The following is a 17169-nucleotide window of genomic DNA, read 5'->3' as shown; positions in this document are numbered from 1 at the left end:
TCCCTGCACGCGGCGAAATCGAGCGTGGACTCATCTCTCTTTGCCCTTCTGCACGGCCTAAAATGTAGCTATGGGCACTGAGCTGGAAATTGCCTTGGTATTGTCCACGGCGTTCCTTTGGGTCACGGGCACATTCGCAATACTCTCCGCCATCGACCGTTCGGAGAGGAAGGCCCGGCGCCGGGAGCGCAGGGCCAGCCGGGCCGGTAAGCGCCGCGTCCTGTACAGGCCGGCAGTCAAGGGTTCGCGGCTCGCGGAAGGCACCACGCCCCCACGGCCACTACATCCGCAGTGACGCTGCCCGCTGCGCCTGGCCCTGCCGGCACAGGCAGGTCCCGGCACCAGCAGATGGCCAAGGGGAGCCTCGACGGCCCACACAGCCCCGTTACCAAATCGTTGACATCCGCCGCGCTGCCTTCAGTGCGCCTGGTCCGTCTACTGCAGGAATGCCCTGACGGCCGTGCACACAGGCGCTGACCAGCAGGGAGACGGGTACGGCCCGGCACCTGGCGGGAACCTGGCCTCCGGAGGGCAGCCGTGGGGCGGCACCCCCCGCCCATTGTCCTCCTCGACCACACCGGTAGGATCGCCTCAAGTTACAAACCCACTACGCATCCCGGGGGTTGGTTCATCCATGTTTCGGAGCACGAGGTCGGTGAGGCAGCTGCTGGCCGCCGGAATGGCAGCCCTGGGCCTGGTAGTCCTGGCCGCTTGCGGGTCCCCCGAGGAAAAGTCCGTACATTTCACCGCTGCCGGGGACATCGGCCTGGGCGAGGGCGCACTGGCGGTGCTGGACACGGTGGCCGGACTGAAACCGGACTTCAACATCGCGCTCGGTGATTTCCCGTACGAACCCGGTGCCGACCAGGAATTCTGCGACATGGTTACCGGAAAGCTGGGAGCGGACTTCCCGTACCAGCTGCTTCCCGGAAACCATGAGAGTGACGGCTCTGACGGGGACATCAAGAAGTTGGCAGCCTGCCTGCCTAACAGGCTTCCCGGCCTGCAAGGCGACTACGCGGAGCAGTGGTTCGTGGACGTGCCGCAGGAAGAACCCCTGGTGCGGATCATCGTGGTTTCACCTGGCATCGAATTTTCGGCCGGCAAGCTCGACTATTCAAAGGGCAGCGATCGGTGGAACTGGACGGAAAAGGCGATTGACGGAGCGCGGGCGGAGAGCATCCCCTGGACAGTGGTGGCCATGCATACTCCCTGTTTCACGATGGGACGGTATGCCTGCGCAGCGGGGGAGTCTCTCACCAACATGCTGATCAGCAAGAAGGTGGACGTTGTCCTCAACGGCCATGAGCACCTGTACCAGCGGACGCACCAGCTCGGCTTCAGCGACCGGTGTGAGTATATGGCAGTCAAAACCGTTGAGAAGAGATGCGTGGTGGACACCGGTGACTCCATGACCCAAGGCAGGGGAACGGTCTTCATCACCGTGGGCATTGGCGGGCGGACCCCCCGCGAAATCAATCGCGACGATCCCGAGTCGCACTACTTCGCCTCCTGGTCAGCCGGCAACCACAATTCGACCCTGGGGACGTTGGATGTGACCGCAACCAGCAGCCGCATGGACGTGAAACTTGTCCCCGCGGACGGCTACACCTTCTCTGATTCCTTCAGCATCCGGAAGTGACCACGGACGCGGGGTTCGCCACAAAGAGCAGGGCCGGGAACTAAGTCCGGGCGGTGAGTGGAGCCGGCGACGGCTGGGGGGCGAGCACACGTGGTCTCAGGCGTGTGCTCTCGTCGCCGGCTCCGTGAACAACACTAGGATCTGCGTGGGGCGGGCACACGAGTAGTTAGTACCTGCTTTGGAAGAACCCGTTACGCGTCCAGGTATACCGGCAACCGGAACCTCAGGCACAGACAAAGAAGCCCCGGAAAATCACTGATTTTCCGGGGCTTCCGTTTGTGCGCGGAGGGGGACTTGAACCCCCACCCCCTTTCGAGGACTAGCACCTCAAGCTAGCGCGTCTGCCATTCCGCCACCCGCGCAGGTGGTGATTCGGAAACCGTTTCCGCTTTTCAGCGTTTCGCGTTTCTCCGAAGCAGCGAGAAAAACTCTAACACGACTTTTCCTGAAACATCGAATCGGGCCAAGTGGGTAGGCTGAGGGCAGTGCATCAGCGCTGCACCAGCCAGTCATTTCCCAGTGAGGAGCCCTCCATGCCTGACGTCCTGCCCGAGGATGAAGTTGTCCGGATCTGCCAGGAACTCATCCGGATAGACACCTCCAACTTCGGCGACGGGTCGGGGCCGGGGGAGCGTGCCGCGGCAGAGTATGCCGCCGGGCTTATCGAGGAAGTCGGCATGGAAGCCGAAATTTTCGAGTCTGCCCCCGGGCGGGCCAACGTAGTCACCCGCATGGCAGGTGAGGACCCATCCGCCAGCGCCCTCGTGGTGCACGGCCACCTGGATGTGGTGCCGGCGCTTCGGGACCAGTGGTCTGTGGACCCGTTCGGCGCGGAACTGAAGGACGGGCTGATCTGGGGACGCGGCGCCGTCGACATGAAAGACATGGATGCCATGATCCTTGCCGTGCTGCGGGGTTTCGCCCGCACCGGCCGGAAGCCCAAGCGGGATATCATCTTCGCCTTCTTCGCGGACGAGGAGGCGGGCGGCGCCTACGGTGCCCGCTACGCCGTGGACAAGCGCCCGGAGCTGTTCGAGGGCGCCACCGAGGCGATCTCCGAGGTGGGCGGATTCTCGGCCACCATCGGTGGCCAGCGGACGTACCTCCTCCAGACAGCGGAAAAGGGCATCTCGTGGCTGCGGCTCGTGGCCCACGGCAGGGCCGGACACGGCTCGCAGATCAACACGGACAACGCCGTGACGCGCCTGGCCGGAGCCGTGACGCGCATCGGCGAGTACAAGTGGCCCATTGAGCTGACCCCCACCACCCGCCAGTTCCTGGACGGCGTGACGGAACTCACGGGCGTGGAGTTCGACGCCGACAACCCGGACGTCCTGCTCAGCCAGCTGGGGACCGTGGCCCGGTTCGTGGGCGCAACACTCCAGAACACCACCAACCCCACGCTGCTCAAAGGCGGTTACAAGCACAACGTCATCCCGGAGTCCGCGGAGGCGCTGATCGACTGCCGCACCCTGCCCGGCCAGCAGGAGCACGTCCTGGAGATCGTCCGCGACCTGGCCGGCACCGGCGTCGACGTCAGCTACGTGCACCAGGATGTCTCCCTGGAGGTGCCTTTCGCAGGCAACCTGGTGGACTCCATGATCGACGCCCTGCACTCCGAGGACCCCGGCGCCAAGGTCCTGCCGTACACCCTCTCCGGCGGCACGGACAACAAATCCCTGAGCAGGCTCGGCATCACGGGCTATGGCTTTGCGCCCCTGATGCTGCCGGATGAGCTGGACTTCACCGGCATGTTCCACGGGGTGGATGAGCGGGTTCCCGCTGATTCCCTGAAATTCGGTGCACGGGTCCTCAACACCCTCCTCACCAACTACTGAGCGGGCCGCCATGACCCCCGAGGAAGTCCTGCCCGACGCCCTCCTGGAGCGGATCCGGGGCCGTGCCCCCGGCTACGACCGGGAGAACGCGTTCTTCCATGAGGACCTTGCGGAACTTGTCGGGGCCGGCTACCTGAAGTTGTTCGTACCAACGGACGACGGCGGCCTGGGCTTTGGCCTCGAAGCGGCGGCGCAGTGCCAGCGCAGGCTGGCAACGGCTGCGCCAGCCACGGCACTGGCCGTGAACATGCACCTGGTGTGGACCGGCGTCGCGCATGTCCTCCAAGCCCGCGGCGACAGCTCCCTTGGCTTCGTCCTCAAGGAGGCGGCGGAGGGCGAGATCTTCGCATTCGGCAACTCCGAGGCCGGCAACGATGCGGTCCTCTTCGATTCGCGGACCACGGCCACGCCCTTGCCCGGCGGCGGATACTCCTTCACGGGGACCAAAATCTTCACCAGCCTCTCGCCGGCGTGGACCCGGCTGGGAATTTTCGGCAAGGACCCTGGCGGGCGGGATGGGGAAGGCGAGCTGGTCCACGGCTTCATCACGCGCGAAACGCCCGGATACCGCATCGTGGACGACTGGGACACCTTGGGCATGCGGGCGAGCCAGTCCAACACCACCATCCTGGACGGGGCCACAGTTCCGCCTGAACGGATCTTCCGCAGGATTCCCGTCGGTCCCGGAAGGGACCCGCTGATCTTCGCTGTCTTCGCCTGTTTCGAGACGCTGCTCGCAGCCGTCTACACGGGCCTGGGGGAGCGGGCCCTCGCCGTGGGCGTGGCGAGCGTGAAACGGCGCACCTCCTTCAAGAACAACGGACGGAGCTACGCGCAGGATCCGGACATCCGCTGGAAGGTTGCAGAGGCGGCCATGGCCATGGACACCCTGTACCCTCAGCTGGCCTCAGTGGCCGCGGACGTGGACGCCCTGGTGGACCACGGACCGCAGTGGTTCCCAAAGCTGGTGGGACTGAAGGTGAACGCCACGGAGACTGCGCGGCGGGTTGTGGACCTGGCCATCCGCGTCAGCGGGGGATCGAGTTATTTCCGGGGTTCAGAACTGGAGCGGCTTTACCGCGACGTCCTGGCAGGCATGTTCCATCCGTCCGATGATGAGTCCGCCCACAACACCGTTGCCAACGCCTGGCTGGGACCGCTGGAAGGCTAGACCGTCCGTTGGACCTGCAACACCCGCCGGCGCAGCCAGAAGCGTCGGCCCCCGCCCACGTACAGCTTGCTGCGCTCCAGCTCCCACTTGCCGTACTCGGAATGTTCCACCAGGCGGCGGCGTGCCTCAGGGAGTGAATCATCAGGACTGACCGTCAGTACGAGGTACTCGTACTGCCTCAAATAGTCCCGTTCCCGCTGGACCGAGCTGGTGAGAAATTGTTCCTTCATTGCTCTCCATTTTCGTCCTTTTCCGGCTAACGTGAAGTCATGAGCATCGATCCGCGTGTCGCGCTTCAGTCCTTGACCACCGCTATGGAAGAACACCTTATAGCAGCATCCAACCGCCGCGGAGATGGTGACCCCTCCGTCGAGGCGGCGTTCTTTGCGGTCGCAGACGCCTTCGAAGTTTATGAAGATGCGCTCTATGAGGCCTACAACGAGGTAACCCCGCTCCAGGTCTTTGATGACGAGGACGACGAGGACGAAGAAAGCGACGTGGATGACGACGAGGACCTGGAGATCGTCCAGGAGTAGGGCCGCGGGCTTACAGCGGCGCTGAAACATCCTCAAGGGCCCGGGCAATTTCGGGCGGCAGCGGTGTGAGCTGCGCGTCCAGCAGTTCTTTCAGCTGGGCGGGCGTGCGCGGACCCACAATGGCGGTGGCCACGCCGTGCTGGGACAGTAGCCAGCTGAGGGAGACGTCCTGCGGAGTCCGCCCCAGGCCCTTGGCCGCCATGCATACGGCCTCCACGGTCCGGGACGGCTTCTCCTCCAGGTAAGGCTCTACATACCCGGCTTCGGCCGCTGAAGCGGCCCGCGATCCGGAGGGGATGCTGCCGCGGTACTTGCCTGTCAGCACACCGCGGCCCAGCGGCGCCCAGGCCATAAGCCCCAGGCCTGCATCTTCCACCGCGGGAATGAGCTCAGCTTCGGGCCGGCGCTGCAGGAACGAGTACTCGGACTGGACCGCAACCAGCGGGAACCCGGCAACCGCAGCCGCCTTGGCTGTCTGCCATCCGTTGAAGTTGGAAACGCCCGCATACCGCGCGCGGCCGGTACGGACCGCGAATTCCAACGCGGACAGCGTTTCGTCCAGCGGAACGTTGGCGTCCCAGGCCTGGGCAAACCAGATATCCACGTAGTCGGTGCCCAACCGTGCCAAACTCGCGTCGAGCCCGGTGAGCATGGCGTTGCGCGAGGTGTCCACCCCGCGCCGGCCGTCCGGCGTCGTCAACCCTGCTTTGCTGGAGATGGAAATCTCCGTCCGCGCCACCACGTCGCCCAGCAGGGAGCCAATCATTGCCTCCGACCTGCCGTCGCCGTAGGACGCGGCCGTATCAACGTGCCGGCCGCCCGCGTTAAGGAAGGTGCGCAGGAGTTCCGAGGCGTCCTGTTCGTCGGTTTCGCCGGCCCAGCCCATGGTGCCGAGGGATAGGGCGGACACACGCAATCCACTGTTGCCGACGTAACGCTGCTGCATAGCAGCAAGCTTACGGGCAGAACCGGCACTGCCTATGACGTAGGGTCTTAGCGTGAACTGGTTTGAGGCGGCCCTGCTGGGCCTAGTGCAGGGACTGACCGAATTTCTACCGATTTCATCAAGTGCGCATCTTCGGATTGTGGGGCAATTCCTGCCCAATGCGGCTGACCCGGGGGCAGCGTTCACAGCCATCACCCAGTTGGGCACGGAGACCGCGGTCCTGGTCTATTTCTGGCGGGACATTGTCAGAATCGTCAAAGGCTGGACAGGTTCGCTTACCGGGAAGGTATCGCGGCAGGACCCGGACGCCCGGATGGGCTGGCTGGTCATCCTGGGAAGCCTGCCCATCATCGTTCTTGGTCTCCTGTTCCAGGACCAGATCGAGTCTGTGCTCCGCAGCATGTGGATCGTGGCAACCATGCTGATCGTCTTCGGGCTTTTCCTTGCCGTTGCGGACGCCATCGGCAGGCAGGAACGGGACCTCAGCCGGCTGACCTACAAGCACGGCATCCTCTACGGCTTCGCGCAGGCCCTGGCCCTGATTCCCGGTGTTTCCAGGTCCGGAGGAACCATCACCGCCGGCCTCCTGATGGGTTACACCCGCGAGGCCGCCGCCCGCTATTCGTTCCTTCTTGCCATCCCCGCGGTGTTCGGCAGCGGGTTCTACCAGCTCTACAAGACCGTCACCAATGAGGGCATCGCCGGACCGTACGGATTGCCGGAAACCGCCCTGGCCACGATGATCGCCTTCGTTGTGGGATACGTCATCATCGGCTGGTTCCTGAAGTTCGTGTCCACCCGCAGCTACCGGTTGTTCGTCTGGTACCGGATCTTCCTGGGACTCGCCCTGTACCTCCTGCTCGGTTTCAATGTCATCAGCGCCTAGCACTAGGCTTGGTGTGTGAAATCTTGGATATCCCGCCCCGTTCCTGACGTGCCCGGAAGCATGCCCGCCATCCGGCTGTTCGACACAGCGGTGCGCCGCGAGGTGGTACTGGAGGACGAGGGCCGGCCGTCCATGTACGTCTGCGGCATTACGCCGTACGACGCCACCCACATGGGGCACGCATCCAGCTACGTGGCTTTCGACCTGCTGAACCGGGCCTGGCGGGACTCCGGCCGGGACGTTGCGTATGTGCAGAATGTCACGGATGTGGATGATCCACTCCTGGAACGTGCCGAGGCGACGGGTGTTGACTGGCGGGACCTGGCTGCCGGCCAGATCGAGCTTTTCCAGACAGACATGGAAGCGCTCAACGTCCTGCCGCCCGACCACTATGTGGGCGCCGTGGAGTCCATTGGGCTGATCGTCCCGGAGGTGGAACGGCTTGTGAGCCTGGGGCTGGCCTACACCGTCAAAGGCACCAATGGCGAGCCTGACGGGGACGTCTATTACGACGTCGAAGCGGCGGGCAAGCAGTCCGTCGCACCTGATGCGTGGACCTTGGGGTGTATCTCCGGGCTGGCAGAGAGCGAGATGCTTGAGCTGTTCGCGGAACGCGGCGGCGATCCCGGACGGGCCGGCAAACGGCAGGCACTGGACCCGCTGCTGTGGCGTGTGGCGCGCAAAGGCGAACCGAGCTGGCCCGGCGGCAGCCTGGGAGCAGGACGGCCCGGCTGGCATATTGAATGCACAGTCATCGCACAGAAGTACCTGCCTTCCCCCTTTACCGTCCAGGGCGGCGGTTCGGACCTCATCTTCCCGCACCACGAAATGGGCGCCGGGCACGCATACTCGCTTGCAGGCGTTCCGCTGGCCAAGCACTACGCCCACGCCGGCATGGTGGGCCTCGATGGCGAGAAGATGAGCAAGTCAAAGGGAAACCTGGTGCTCGTGTCGAAACTTCGGGCGGCGGGGGAGGACCCCGCGGCGATCCGTCTTGGCATCCTGGCCCACCACTACCGCTCCGACTGGGCCTGGACCAACGAAGGGTTCGAGGAGGCCAAGGCCACACTTGCTGCCTGGCGCCGGGCCCTGGGCCATGCCCCCGAAGGATCCGCCGCCCCCCTGGTGGCCGAGATGCGCGCAGCGCTTGCCGCCGACCTCAACGCTCCTGCCGCCGTCGCGGCGGTCTCCCGCTGGGCGGAGCAGGCAAACGCCGACGGCGGACCTGCAAGCCCTGCCGACCAGGCCCTGGTCAAGGATGCGGTGGACGCCCTGCTGGGCGTGCTTCTCTAAACGGCGCCCACAGCGTGAGGCGGTGCCCGGTTTTCAGGGCGCCGCCGGTTACGGCCGGTCCTGGCCCCGACGCTTGAGGTACCGCTCGAATTCGCGCGCTATCGACTCACCGGTGGCTTCCGGGAGATCGGCCGTGTCCTTTGCTTCCTCGAGCTGCCGGACGTACGCCGCGATCTCGGGATCCTCCGTAGCCAGTTCGTCCACTCCCCGTTCCCACGCGTCCGCTTCCTCAGCCAGTTCGTGCGTGTCCAACGGAACCTGGAGCAGCTCCTCGATGCGGTGCAGGAGTGCCAGCTGGGCTTTCGGCGACGGCGCCTGGGCAACATAGTGGGGGACGGCGGCCCACAGCGAAACAGTGGGGATGCCTGCCAGCAGCGCCACCTCCGACAGCACGCCGACGATCCCCACCGGGCCTTCATACTGCGAGGCTTCGAGGTTCATCCGTTCACGCAGCGGGGCGTCGTCCGACGAGGTGCTGACCGGAATAGGCCTGCTGTGCGGAACATCGGCCAGGAGGGCCCCGACCAGGACAACATAGTCAACGTTCAGCGCCTCGGCATGGACCAGGAGTTCCGCGGTGTAGGCGCGCCATTTATAGGACGGCTCCGTGCCCTGGACAAAGATGACGTCCACGTTGGAGTCCGGAGCGCTTGCTTTATAGATCCGTGTGGACGGCCATTTGATTTTGCGTTCCCCGGCTGCGTTCCGGCGCACGGTGGGGCGCGTGAACTGGAAGTCGTAATACTCGTCGGCGTCGATGGAGGCGACTTTTTTACCGCCCCACAACTTGTTCAGGTAGCGCAGGGAGTCGCTGGCCGCTTCCCCCGCGTCATTCCAGCCTTCAAAGGCGGCAAGCATCACTGTCACGCGCTGTCCGTCAGCTACCGGCTGCAGGAACCGCTCCTGTTCGGGCCCGGCACCCGGTTCTGTGGTGTCTCCCTCGAAGCTATTCATTTCTTCACCCTACGTCCAAGGACCTTGGCTGTGCAGTGAATGAAGCGCCGAAACATCACGCAAAAGCATTACCGCCGGTGCCGGGGAGCGCCATATTCGCCAAGGGCGTAGCCATCAGCCTGCGCCCAGCCAGTCCCCGTAGACTGGGGGCATGCGATTGCCAGCCGACAGTTCCCCGCTCAAAGCCGTCCTGTGGGACATGGACGGGACGATCGTCGATACGGAGCCCTACTGGATCGCAGCCGAACACGCGCTGGTGGAGGCCCATGGCGGGACGTGGTCCCATGAACAGGCCATGCAGCTGGTTGGGCAGTCGCTGACATTTTCGGCCGGGCTCCTCCAGGATGCCGGCGTGGAGCTGGAAATCCGGGACATCATCGACACCCTCACCGGCGCGGTGGTCAGCAGCGTCCGGCGCCAGGTGCCGTGGCGGCCGGGTGCACGCGAGCTCCTTGAGGAACTCCACCTCGCCGGTGTCCGGTGCGCCCTGGTCACCATGTCCGAGGGCCCGCTGGCCAGGGAGGTGGTGGCCAGCCTTCCACGGCAATACTTCGAGGTCCTGGTAACAGGGGACACCGTGACGCAGGGCAAACCGCACCCCGAGGCGTACCTGACCGCCGTCGAATGGCTGCAGGACGCGGACCCGGACCTGGGCCTGCACCACTGCGTCGCTTTGGAGGACTCGGTGCCCGGGGTTTCCGCGGCTGTGGCGTCCGGCGTGGCAACCGTGGCAATTCCCCACATTGTTCCGCTGCCCGAGGATGAGCGCTACACCCTCTGGGATTCCCTGGCAGGCCGCACCGTGACCGACCTCGAATCGCTTCTCCCCGGTGCTCCGGTTCGCGGATCGGGTGGACCGGCCACGCCGCTTGGAGACCGCAGGTGACCGAAACCACTGTCCCGGCCAGGCGCGAAGGCATTCCGCTGGGCAGGATTGCCGGCGTCCCGGTGGTGCTGGCCTATTCCTGGTTCATCATCGCCGCCTTCACCGTCATTGTGTATGGACCCGTCCTGGCCCGCCAGAACCCGGCCCTCGGCGTCAGTGCCTACATCGTGGCGTTCGCCTACGCCGTCCTGCTCCTCGTCTCGGTCCTGGTCCACGAACTCGCCCACGCCCTGACGGCAAAAATCTACGGCTGGCCCACGCAGAAGATCGTGCTCAATCTGTGGGGCGGGCACACCCAGTTTGAGAGCTTTACCGCTTCGCCGGGGCGCTCCGTTCTGGTGGCCCTCGCCGGGCCGGCTGCGAACTTCATCCTGGCCGGAGGAGCCTGGCTGCTGCTCAGCACGGCAAGCATGGGCAGTGTTGCCGAGATCCTCACCAACATCTTTATGTGGGCCAACTTCCTGATCGCCGTCTTCAACGTGCTCCCGGGCCTTCCTCTGGACGGCGGAAGGCTGGTCGAATCTGCAGTGTGGAAGGCCACGGGCAGCCAGGCCAAGGGCACGGTGGCGGCCGGGTGGGGAGGCCGCATCATCGTCGTCGCCATCGGTTACTGGTTCGTTGCCAGGCCGCTGCTTGCCGGGGATGCTCCTGATTTCAGCCTGCTGATGATCACCGTGCTGGTGGGTGGTTTCCTCTGGATGGGCGCCTCGGCATCCATCCAGCAGGGAACCCTCCGGGGCCGGCTCCACCTGGTCAGCGCTGCAGGGCTGTCCACCCCCGCAGCCGGCCTGCCTTCAACGGCCACAGTGGAGGATGCCCTCCGGTACGGTAGCGGTGGAGCGACGTCGCTGGTGGTCTGCGGACCGGGCGGCCGGCCGGAGGCAGTTGTGGATCCGGCCGCACTGTCCACCGTTCCTGTCCACGCCGCGGCGTCGACCCCCATCACCGCAGTCTCCTATGCACTGGCTCCCGGCGCATACGTCCCCGAGTGGTCCAAGGGACAGGAACTGTTCCAGTTCCTGTCCCAGCTGGAAGGACGGCACTACGCCGTCGTAGACCACAACGGCAAGGTGACCGGGCTGCTTTCCCAGGACGCTGTCCTGGCCGCCATCACCGGCAAACCGCGGCGGCCCGATACGCGCCGCCAGGACCAGAACCGGTAGAGTTACCTGCCGGCCGGTGCATTGCCGCCGCACACGCCGGAATGTTTCCCCACAACATGCAGGCGCCACAGTTTTACAGGAGCGAGGAAAGTCATGAGCAGCGAAACCGCCGTCAACGAAGCCACAGGAGCAGCGGTCCCGGCCGGGGCTGCAACCGGCGGCTCGCAGCCGGTGGGCGCCGCCCGGCGCCGGGGCCCCTTCCGCGAAGGTGAGCGCGTCCAACTGACGGACGAACGCGGCCGCATGAACACCATCACCCTCGAAAGCGGCGGGGCGTTCCACACCCACCGCGGCTTCCTGAACCACGACGACATCATCGGCAAGGTGGACGGCTCAGTCGTCGTGAACAACGTTGGGCAGCAGTACCAGACCCTGCGCCCCCTGCTGTCCGACTTTGTCCTGTCCATGCCGCGCGGCGCCGCCGTCGTCTACCCCAAGGACGCCGGGCAGATCGTCACCATGGCGGACATCTTCCCCGGCGCGCGCGTCGTGGAGGCTGGTGTTGGCTCCGGCGCCCTGTCCATCTCGCTGCTCCGGGCCGTTGGGGACAACGGTTACCTGCACTCCTTCGAACGGCGGGAAGAGTTCGCTGACATCGCCCGCGGAAACGTCGAGACGATCTTTGGCGGCCCGCACCCCGCCTGGCAGGTCTCCCTGGGCGACTTCCAGGAAGAGGTTGTCCGGAGCGAGGCGCCGGGTTCCGTGGACCGCGTGGTGCTGGACATGCTGGCGCCCTGGGAATGCCTGGATGCCGTGGCCACGGTGCTTGCCCCAGGCGGTGTCTGGATCAACTACGTCGCCACCGTGACCCAGCTTTCGCGCACTGCCGAGGCCATCCGGGCGGACGGCCGTTTCACCGAACCCGATGCCTGGGAGTCGCTGGTGCGCGGCTGGCACCTGGAAGGGCTCGCCGTCAGGCCGGACCACCGGATGGTGGCCCATACCGGCTTCCTGCTGGTCACCCGCCGGCTGGCCGACGGCGTCACCGGTATCTCCGTCAAGCGGCGCCCCTCCAAGACCGACTTCAACGAAGAGGACGTCAACGCGTGGACGCCCGGTGCTGTGGGGGAGCGGCAGGTCTCCGACAAAAAGCTCCGGCGCGCAGCCCGGGACGCCATCGCAGGCACAAACGTCAAGGACGATCCCGAGGTCACGAACTAGTCCACATTTCGGGAGTCTCCATCCCTACCTGCCTTCTTGGGGCTAATGTCTTAATAGAAGCGCAGGAAGGGGCTGATACATCATGGAGACACCAAACCAGGACTCCGGACGTACACCGGCAGAGCAGTCTGCCGCCAACGACCTCTCGGTTGCAGACCGCCAGGTCAACATCCTCCGGGACAAGCTCAGGCACATAGACCGCCAGCTGGCCGCGGCAACGCAAAACAACACCAAGCTGGTCAGCATGCTTGAAACGGCAAAGGCTGAAATCCTTCGGCTGAAGAACGCCCTGGACCAGGAAGGGCAGCCGCCCTACAGCTTCGGAACCATACTGCAGCTGAATCCAAGGCGGCAGGCGTCCCCCGGCAGCAGCGGGCAGGCGGCCACCGAGGAATCGGTGGACATCTTCAATGCCGGCCGGAAGATGCGCGTTGGCATCAGCCCTCTTGTGAACATGAACCAGTTGGCCGTGGGGCAGGAGGTCCTCCTGAACGAGGCGCTCCTCATTGTCGCCGGACTCGGCTACGAGCGCGCGGGCGAGCTGGCCACGCTCAAGGAGATGCTGGGTGCGGACCGCGCCCTCGTGGTGGGGCGCGCCGATGAAGAACGGGTCGTCCGGCTTTCCGGTGCGCTCCTGGCCGAAAAGCTCCGGGTGGGCGATGCCCTTTCGATTGATTCAAGGACCGGCTACGCCCTCGAAAAAGTGCCGCGCTCCGAGGTGGAGAACCTGGTCCTGGAGGAAGTCCCGGACATCACTTATGAGGATATTGGCGGCCTGGGGCCCCAGATTGAGCAGATCCGTGACGCCGTCGAACTGCCCTTCCTCCACCCGGACCTGTACCGCGAGCACGGACTCAAGGCGCCCAAGGGCATCCTTCTCTACGGCCCACCCGGCTGCGGAAAGACCCTCATTGCCAAGGCCGTCGCCAACTCACTGGCTGCCCGGGCCGCGGAGCGTTCCGGCAACGTGGACCTCAAGAGCTACTTCCTGAACATCAAGGGGCCCGAACTCCTCGACAAGTACGTCGGCGAAACCGAGCGGCACATCCGGCTGATCTTCTCCCGGGCACGCGAAAAGGCCTCGGACGGCAGCCCTGTGGTGGTGTTTTTCGATGAGATGGATTCCCTCTTCCGCACCCGCGGCACCGGAATCTCGTCCGACGTCGAAACGACCATCGTTCCGCAGTTGCTCAGTGAAATCGACGGCGTTGAGCGGCTGGACAACGTGATCGTCATCGGCGCGTCAAACCGTGAGGACATGATCGATCCGGCCATCCTGCGGCCGGGCCGGCTGGACGTCAAGGTCAAGATCCACCGTCCGGATGCCGAGGCCGCCGCCGATATCTTCAACAAGTACATCACCCCCGACCTGCCGTTCCATGAATCGGACCTGGCAGAGCACGACGGCGATGTGCAGTCCACGGTGGACGCCATGGTCCAGCGGACGGTGGAAGCCATGTACTCCACGGACAAGTCCAACGAGTTCCTGGAGGTCACCTACGCCAACGGGGACACGGAGATGCTCTACTTCAAGGACTTCAACTCCGGCGCGGTGGTTCAGAACGTGGTGGACCGGGCCAAGAAGTACGCCATCAAGGATCTGCTGACCACCCACCAGAAGGGGCTGCGGATCGAGCACCTGCTGCGCGCCGTCGTCGACGAGTTCCGCGAGCACGAGGACATGCCCAACACCACCAACCCTGATGACTGGGCGCGGATCTCCGGCAAGAAGGGCGAACGGATCACCTACATCCGCACTATTGTCCAGGGCAAGGCGGGCCAGGAACCCGGCAAGTCCATCGAGACCATGCCGACAACAGGCCAATATCTATGACCGCTGCACCGGAGCCCGCCGCCGGGGGAACCTTACCGGCCGGCGGGGCCATGCGGGTCATGGGCGCGGAAACCGAATATGGCATCCACGCCCCGTCCGCCCCCTCTGCCAACGCCACCATGATGAGTGCCAGGGTGGTCCAGGCCTATGCGCAGGTAACCCGCCAGCGCGCCGCCGGCGGCGCGGAGACCCGCTGGGACTACACGGACGAGGAGCCGCTGCACGACGCCCGCGGCTGGACGGTGGACCGCAGTTCCGCCCACCCGAGCCAGCTGACGGACCAGCCGCCGGTCCTGGATGCGGAAGCGGTGGCGCTAGCCTACGGCCGCGAGGAACTTGAGCTTGACGGCCAGGACGAGTCCGGGACGCTCCTGATGAACATGGTCCTGGGCAACGGTGCACGGCTGTATGTGGACCATGCGCATCCCGAGTACTCCAGCCCGGAGGTGACCAACCCCCGGGACGCCGTGAAATGGGATGCGGCCGGTGACCTCGTGGCCCTGGCCGCCGTCCGCCGCCTTGCGGCAGATCCGGACCTGCCGCCGGTCAACCTCTACAAGAACAATACGGACAACAAATCCGTGTCCTACGGCTCCCACGAGAACTACCTCATGCCACGCTCCGTACCCTTCGGCGATATTGTGCGCGGGCTGACGCCTTTCTTCGTCAGCCGGCAAATCATGTGCGGGTCCGGCCGGGTGGGCATCGGCCAGGACAGCTCAACGCCGGGATTCCAGATCAGCCAGCGCGCTGATTTCTTCGAAGCGGAAGTGGGCCTGGAAACCACCATCCGCCGGCCCATCATCAACACCCGGGATGAGCCGCATGCCACCGCCGACAAGTACCGGCGCCTCCACGTCATCATTGGCGACGCCAACCTGAGCCAGGTCTCCAACTATTTGAAGTTCGGAACTACGGCGATGGTGCTCAGCCTCATCGAGGCAGGACTGGCACCCAAGGTCGAAGTCTTCGAGCCGGTCGCCGCCCTCCAGAGGGTGAGCCATGACACCACGCTCACTGCCAAGCTCAGGCTGCTCGACGGCAGGAGGGTCACCGCCCTTGACCTGCAATGGATGTACCACGAGGCCGCTGCCAAGCTTGCCCAGGACACCGGCGTCGGAGACAAAGTGGACGGCGACGGGCATACGCACGATGTCCTGGAACGCTGGGCCGCCGTCCTGACCCAACTCGACAACGACCGGGCCGCCGCCGCCTCCTCAGTGGAATGGCTGGCCAAGCTTTCCCTGCTCGACGGTTACCGCGAACGTGACGGGCTGGAATGGAACGATGCCCGGCTGGGGCTCGTCGACCTACAGTGGGCAGACATCAGGCCCGAAAAGGGACTCTATTACCGGTTCCTTGCCAGGAACAGGATGCAGCGAATCCTCGAGGACGCGGACATTGCGGCGGGAGTTTCCGAGCCGCCGGCCGACACCCGGGCATTCTTCCGGGGCCGGTGCATCAGCAGCTTCGGCAAGGATGTGGTGGGCGCCAGCTGGGACTCCGTCATCTTCGACGTCCCGGGATACGGGCGGCTCCAGCGCGTACCCACCAGGGAGCCCCTCCGGGGAACCAAAGCCCTGACCGGCGCGTTATTCGAACGCTACCGGGAGGCGGGACCGTTCCTGGCAGAGCTTCTGGGACATAACGCTCCGCCTGCGGCGTAAACCGCCACCGGAGGCCCGCACCGTGGCAGGATGGGCATATCGGAGGATCCGCCGGATCCGATGACGGATATAAGGAGGGGTAACAATGGCAGGCCAGGAGCAGCAGCAGCCGCAATCGCGCGACAGCCAGGTCGAAGAGGACATTCCCGAGGCACCGCCCGCGCCGCCCGAGGCACAGGCATCAGCATCGACGGAGGGCGTCGACGACCTCCTCGACGAGATCGACGGCGTCCTCGAATCCAATGCTGAAGAGTTCGTCCGGGCGTTCGTCCAAAAGGGCGGTCAGTAACCCGGATTCGGAGGCTGGCGGAAGCCGCGGAAGGCCCGAATCTGTACCGACGTTGAAGGACCACGTTCAAGGAGTGCATGAGTGCAGGAATCAACCGCCAACCAGGTAGCCGCCAACGCCACCTCTTCATTTACCGAGCACCTGCAACGGGACCGGCCGGAACTCCTTCCGTATAACCGGTCCCTCCAGGCAGGTGCGCCGGCGGCTGCCCCCTTGCAGGTTCCGCATGCCACCACCATCGTTGCCATGAGTTACGACGGCGGTGTGCTGATGGCGGGCGACAGGCGCGCCACCATGGGCAACGTCATAGCCAGCAGGCACATCGAAAAAGTCTTCCCCGCCGACCGCTACTCCGTCCTGGGGATCGCCGGGACTGCCGGAATTGCCATCGACCTGACCAGGTTGTTCCAGGTGGAACTCGAGCACTACGAGAAAATCGAGGGCACGCTCCTCAGCCTCGAAGGCAAGGCCAACAGGCTGGGTGCCATGATCCGCGGCAATCTTCCCCTTGCCATGCAGGGACTCGCCGTTGTGCCCCTCTTTGCAGGGTTCGACACCAGCGCCGGTGTTGGCAGGCTCTTCTCCTACGACGTCACTGGCGGCCGGTATGAGGAACGTGAACACCACACGGTGGGATCCGGTTCGGTTTTTGCCCGCGGTGCCCTGAAGAAGCTCTGGCGTCCCAACCTCACGGCAGCCGAAGCCGTCGCCGTCGCGGTTGAATCCCTCTATGACGCGGCCGACGACGACTCCGCCACCGGCGGTCCCGACACGGTGCGGCAGCTATGGCCTGTCATCTACACCGTGGACAGTTCGGGCGCGCGGCGGGTGCCCGAGGGCGAACTGGCTGCAGCCTCGCGTAACGTGATCGAGGCGCGGACCATCGCCGGACGGGAGGCCTGA

17 protein-coding genes and 1 tRNA gene are annotated in these 17169 nt (G+C 65.1%); 14 read left to right on the top strand and 4 right to left on the bottom strand.

The window, feature by feature from the left end:
• Nucleotides 1-70 precede the first annotated feature (70 nt).
• Together NFU08_RS00625 and NFU08_RS00620 are read left to right on the top strand one after the other, a co-directional pair.
• The gene (locus NFU08_RS00625) at nt 71-295 is read left to right on the top strand and encodes a hypothetical protein (protein WP_174174479.1); all 225 of its coding nucleotides are present in this window, start codon (nt 71-73) and stop codon (nt 293-295) included.
• 360 nt (nt 296-655) lie between these two features.
• On the top strand, nt 656-1642 hold the full coding sequence (locus NFU08_RS00620) for a metallophosphoesterase (RefSeq protein ID WP_251420113.1): 987 nt from the start codon (nt 656-658) through the stop codon (nt 1640-1642).
• Nucleotides 1643-1921: 279 nt separating this feature from the next.
• On the opposite strand, the gene NFU08_RS00615 is transcribed toward NFU08_RS00620, so the two are convergent.
• Nucleotides 1922-2004, bottom strand: a tRNA-Leu gene (locus NFU08_RS00615).
• A 171-nt stretch (nt 2005-2175) separates the two neighbouring features.
• Between NFU08_RS00615 and NFU08_RS00610 the strand changes: the two genes are divergently transcribed.
• Together NFU08_RS00610 and NFU08_RS00605 are read left to right on the top strand one after the other, a co-directional pair.
• Nucleotides 2176-3480 carry a M20/M25/M40 family metallo-hydrolase gene (locus NFU08_RS00610; RefSeq protein WP_251420112.1) on the top strand — a complete coding sequence of 435 codons (1305 nt, stop codon included), beginning with the start codon at nt 2176-2178 and terminating at the stop codon, nt 3478-3480.
• Between the two features lie 10 nt (nt 3481-3490).
• Nucleotides 3491-4651, top strand: coding sequence for an acyl-CoA dehydrogenase family protein (locus NFU08_RS00605; protein ID WP_174174475.1), 1161 nt, complete (start codon nt 3491-3493; stop codon nt 4649-4651).
• Here the strand turns inward: NFU08_RS00605 and NFU08_RS00600 are convergent.
• Nucleotides 4648-4881 carry a DUF5703 family protein gene (locus tag NFU08_RS00600; protein ID WP_174174473.1) on the bottom strand — a complete coding sequence of 78 codons (234 nt, stop codon included), beginning with the start codon at nt 4879-4881 and terminating at the stop codon, nt 4648-4650. The two genes, NFU08_RS00605 and NFU08_RS00600, sit on opposite strands and share 4 nt — an antisense overlap.
• A gap of 39 nt (nt 4882-4920) precedes the next feature.
• Here NFU08_RS00600 and NFU08_RS00595 point away from each other — a divergent pair, with 39 nt between their 5' ends.
• Nucleotides 4921-5187 (top strand): hypothetical protein, encoded by a 267-nt coding sequence (locus tag NFU08_RS00595; protein ID WP_104187157.1) that lies wholly within the window; start codon nt 4921-4923, stop codon nt 5185-5187.
• 10 nt (nt 5188-5197) lie between these two features.
• On the opposite strand, the gene NFU08_RS00590 is transcribed toward NFU08_RS00595, so the two are convergent.
• Entirely contained in the window at nt 5198-6133 is a 936-nt protein-coding gene (locus tag NFU08_RS00590; RefSeq protein WP_174174471.1) for an aldo/keto reductase, read from the bottom strand.
• Nucleotides 6134-6185: 52 nt separating this feature from the next.
• Here NFU08_RS00590 and NFU08_RS00585 point away from each other — a divergent pair, with 52 nt between their 5' ends.
• Both NFU08_RS00585 and mshC read left to right on the top strand, forming a co-directional pair.
• Nucleotides 6186-7019: an undecaprenyl-diphosphate phosphatase gene (locus NFU08_RS00585; protein ID WP_174174468.1), complete on the top strand. Its 834-nt coding sequence runs from the start codon at nt 6186-6188 to the stop codon at nt 7017-7019.
• 15 nt (nt 7020-7034) lie between these two features.
• A complete protein-coding gene (gene mshC / locus NFU08_RS00580) occupies nt 7035-8312 on the top strand; it encodes a cysteine--1-D-myo-inosityl 2-amino-2-deoxy-alpha-D-glucopyranoside ligase (RefSeq protein ID WP_174174466.1) in 1278 nt (425 codons plus the stop codon).
• 48 nt (nt 8313-8360) lie between these two features.
• Here mshC and NFU08_RS00575 read toward each other — a convergent pair whose 3' ends face one another.
• Complete coding sequence (locus tag NFU08_RS00575) at nt 8361-9266, bottom strand: PAC2 family protein (protein ID WP_104187148.1); 906 nt, start codon at nt 9264-9266, stop codon at nt 8361-8363.
• Between the two features lie 151 nt (nt 9267-9417).
• Here NFU08_RS00575 and NFU08_RS00570 point away from each other — a divergent pair, with 151 nt between their 5' ends.
• From NFU08_RS00570 to prcB, 7 genes are all read left to right on the top strand, one after another.
• Entirely contained in the window at nt 9418-10152 is a 735-nt protein-coding gene (locus tag NFU08_RS00570) for an HAD family phosphatase (RefSeq protein ID WP_174174464.1), read from the top strand.
• A complete protein-coding gene (locus tag NFU08_RS00565; RefSeq protein WP_251420111.1) occupies nt 10149-11315 on the top strand; it encodes a site-2 protease family protein in 1167 nt (388 codons plus the stop codon). The genes NFU08_RS00570 and NFU08_RS00565 overlap by 4 nt, the downstream gene beginning before the upstream one ends.
• A 93-nt stretch (nt 11316-11408) precedes the next feature.
• Nucleotides 11409-12476 (top strand): tRNA (adenine-N1)-methyltransferase, encoded by a 1068-nt coding sequence (locus tag NFU08_RS00560; protein WP_174174460.1) that lies wholly within the window; start codon nt 11409-11411, stop codon nt 12474-12476.
• An 82-nt stretch (nt 12477-12558) separates the two neighbouring features.
• On the top strand, nt 12559-14310 hold the full coding sequence (gene arc, locus NFU08_RS00555) for a proteasome ATPase (protein WP_251420110.1): 1752 nt from the start codon (nt 12559-12561) through the stop codon (nt 14308-14310).
• Complete coding sequence (gene dop / locus NFU08_RS00550; protein ID WP_174174456.1) at nt 14307-15977, top strand: depupylase/deamidase Dop; 1671 nt, start codon at nt 14307-14309, stop codon at nt 15975-15977. The genes arc and dop overlap by 4 nt, the downstream gene beginning before the upstream one ends.
• Before the next feature lie 85 nt (nt 15978-16062).
• Nucleotides 16063-16266 carry a ubiquitin-like protein Pup gene (locus NFU08_RS00545; RefSeq protein WP_104187137.1) on the top strand — a complete coding sequence of 68 codons (204 nt, stop codon included), beginning with the start codon at nt 16063-16065 and terminating at the stop codon, nt 16264-16266.
• Between the two features lie 81 nt (nt 16267-16347).
• Nucleotides 16348-17169, top strand: a complete 822-nt coding sequence (prcB, locus tag NFU08_RS00540; RefSeq protein ID WP_174174454.1) for a proteasome subunit beta — start codon at nt 16348-16350, stop codon at nt 17167-17169.

It is taken from the genome of Pseudarthrobacter sp. NCCP-2145 (assembly GCF_023708005.1).
Classification (GTDB): Bacteria; Actinomycetota; Actinomycetes; order Actinomycetales; family Micrococcaceae; genus Arthrobacter; species Arthrobacter oxydans.
Note: the sequence above shows the minus strand (reverse complement) of the source record. Positions and strands in the feature narration are given on the sequence as shown.

Coding starts and splice junctions, on each gene's coding strand:
- NFU08_RS00610 (WP_251420112.1), top strand. CDS start 2,176: ATGCCTGACGTCCTGCCCGAGGATGAAGTTGTCCGGATCTGCCAGGAA.
- NFU08_RS00595 (WP_104187157.1), top strand. CDS start 4,921: ATGAGCATCGATCCGCGTGTCGCGCTTCAGTCCTTGACCACCGCTATG.
- NFU08_RS00575 (WP_104187148.1), bottom strand. CDS start 9,266: ATGAATAGCTTCGAGGGAGACACCACAGAACCGGGTGCCGGGCCCGAA.
- NFU08_RS00600 (WP_174174473.1), bottom strand. CDS start 4,881: ATGAAGGAACAATTTCTCACCAGCTCGGTCCAGCGGGAACGGGACTAT.
- NFU08_RS00590 (WP_174174471.1), bottom strand. CDS start 6,133: ATGCAGCAGCGTTACGTCGGCAACAGTGGATTGCGTGTGTCCGCCCTA.
- NFU08_RS00570 (WP_174174464.1), top strand. CDS start 9,418: ATGCGATTGCCAGCCGACAGTTCCCCGCTCAAAGCCGTCCTGTGGGAC.
- NFU08_RS00560 (WP_174174460.1), top strand. CDS start 11,409: ATGAGCAGCGAAACCGCCGTCAACGAAGCCACAGGAGCAGCGGTCCCG.
- NFU08_RS00625 (WP_174174479.1), top strand. CDS start 71: ATGGGCACTGAGCTGGAAATTGCCTTGGTATTGTCCACGGCGTTCCTT.
- NFU08_RS00545 (WP_104187137.1), top strand. CDS start 16,063: ATGGCAGGCCAGGAGCAGCAGCAGCCGCAATCGCGCGACAGCCAGGTC.
- NFU08_RS00605 (WP_174174475.1), top strand. CDS start 3,491: ATGACCCCCGAGGAAGTCCTGCCCGACGCCCTCCTGGAGCGGATCCGG.
- arc (WP_251420110.1), top strand. CDS start 12,559: ATGGAGACACCAAACCAGGACTCCGGACGTACACCGGCAGAGCAGTCT.
- dop (WP_174174456.1), top strand. CDS start 14,307: ATGACCGCTGCACCGGAGCCCGCCGCCGGGGGAACCTTACCGGCCGGC.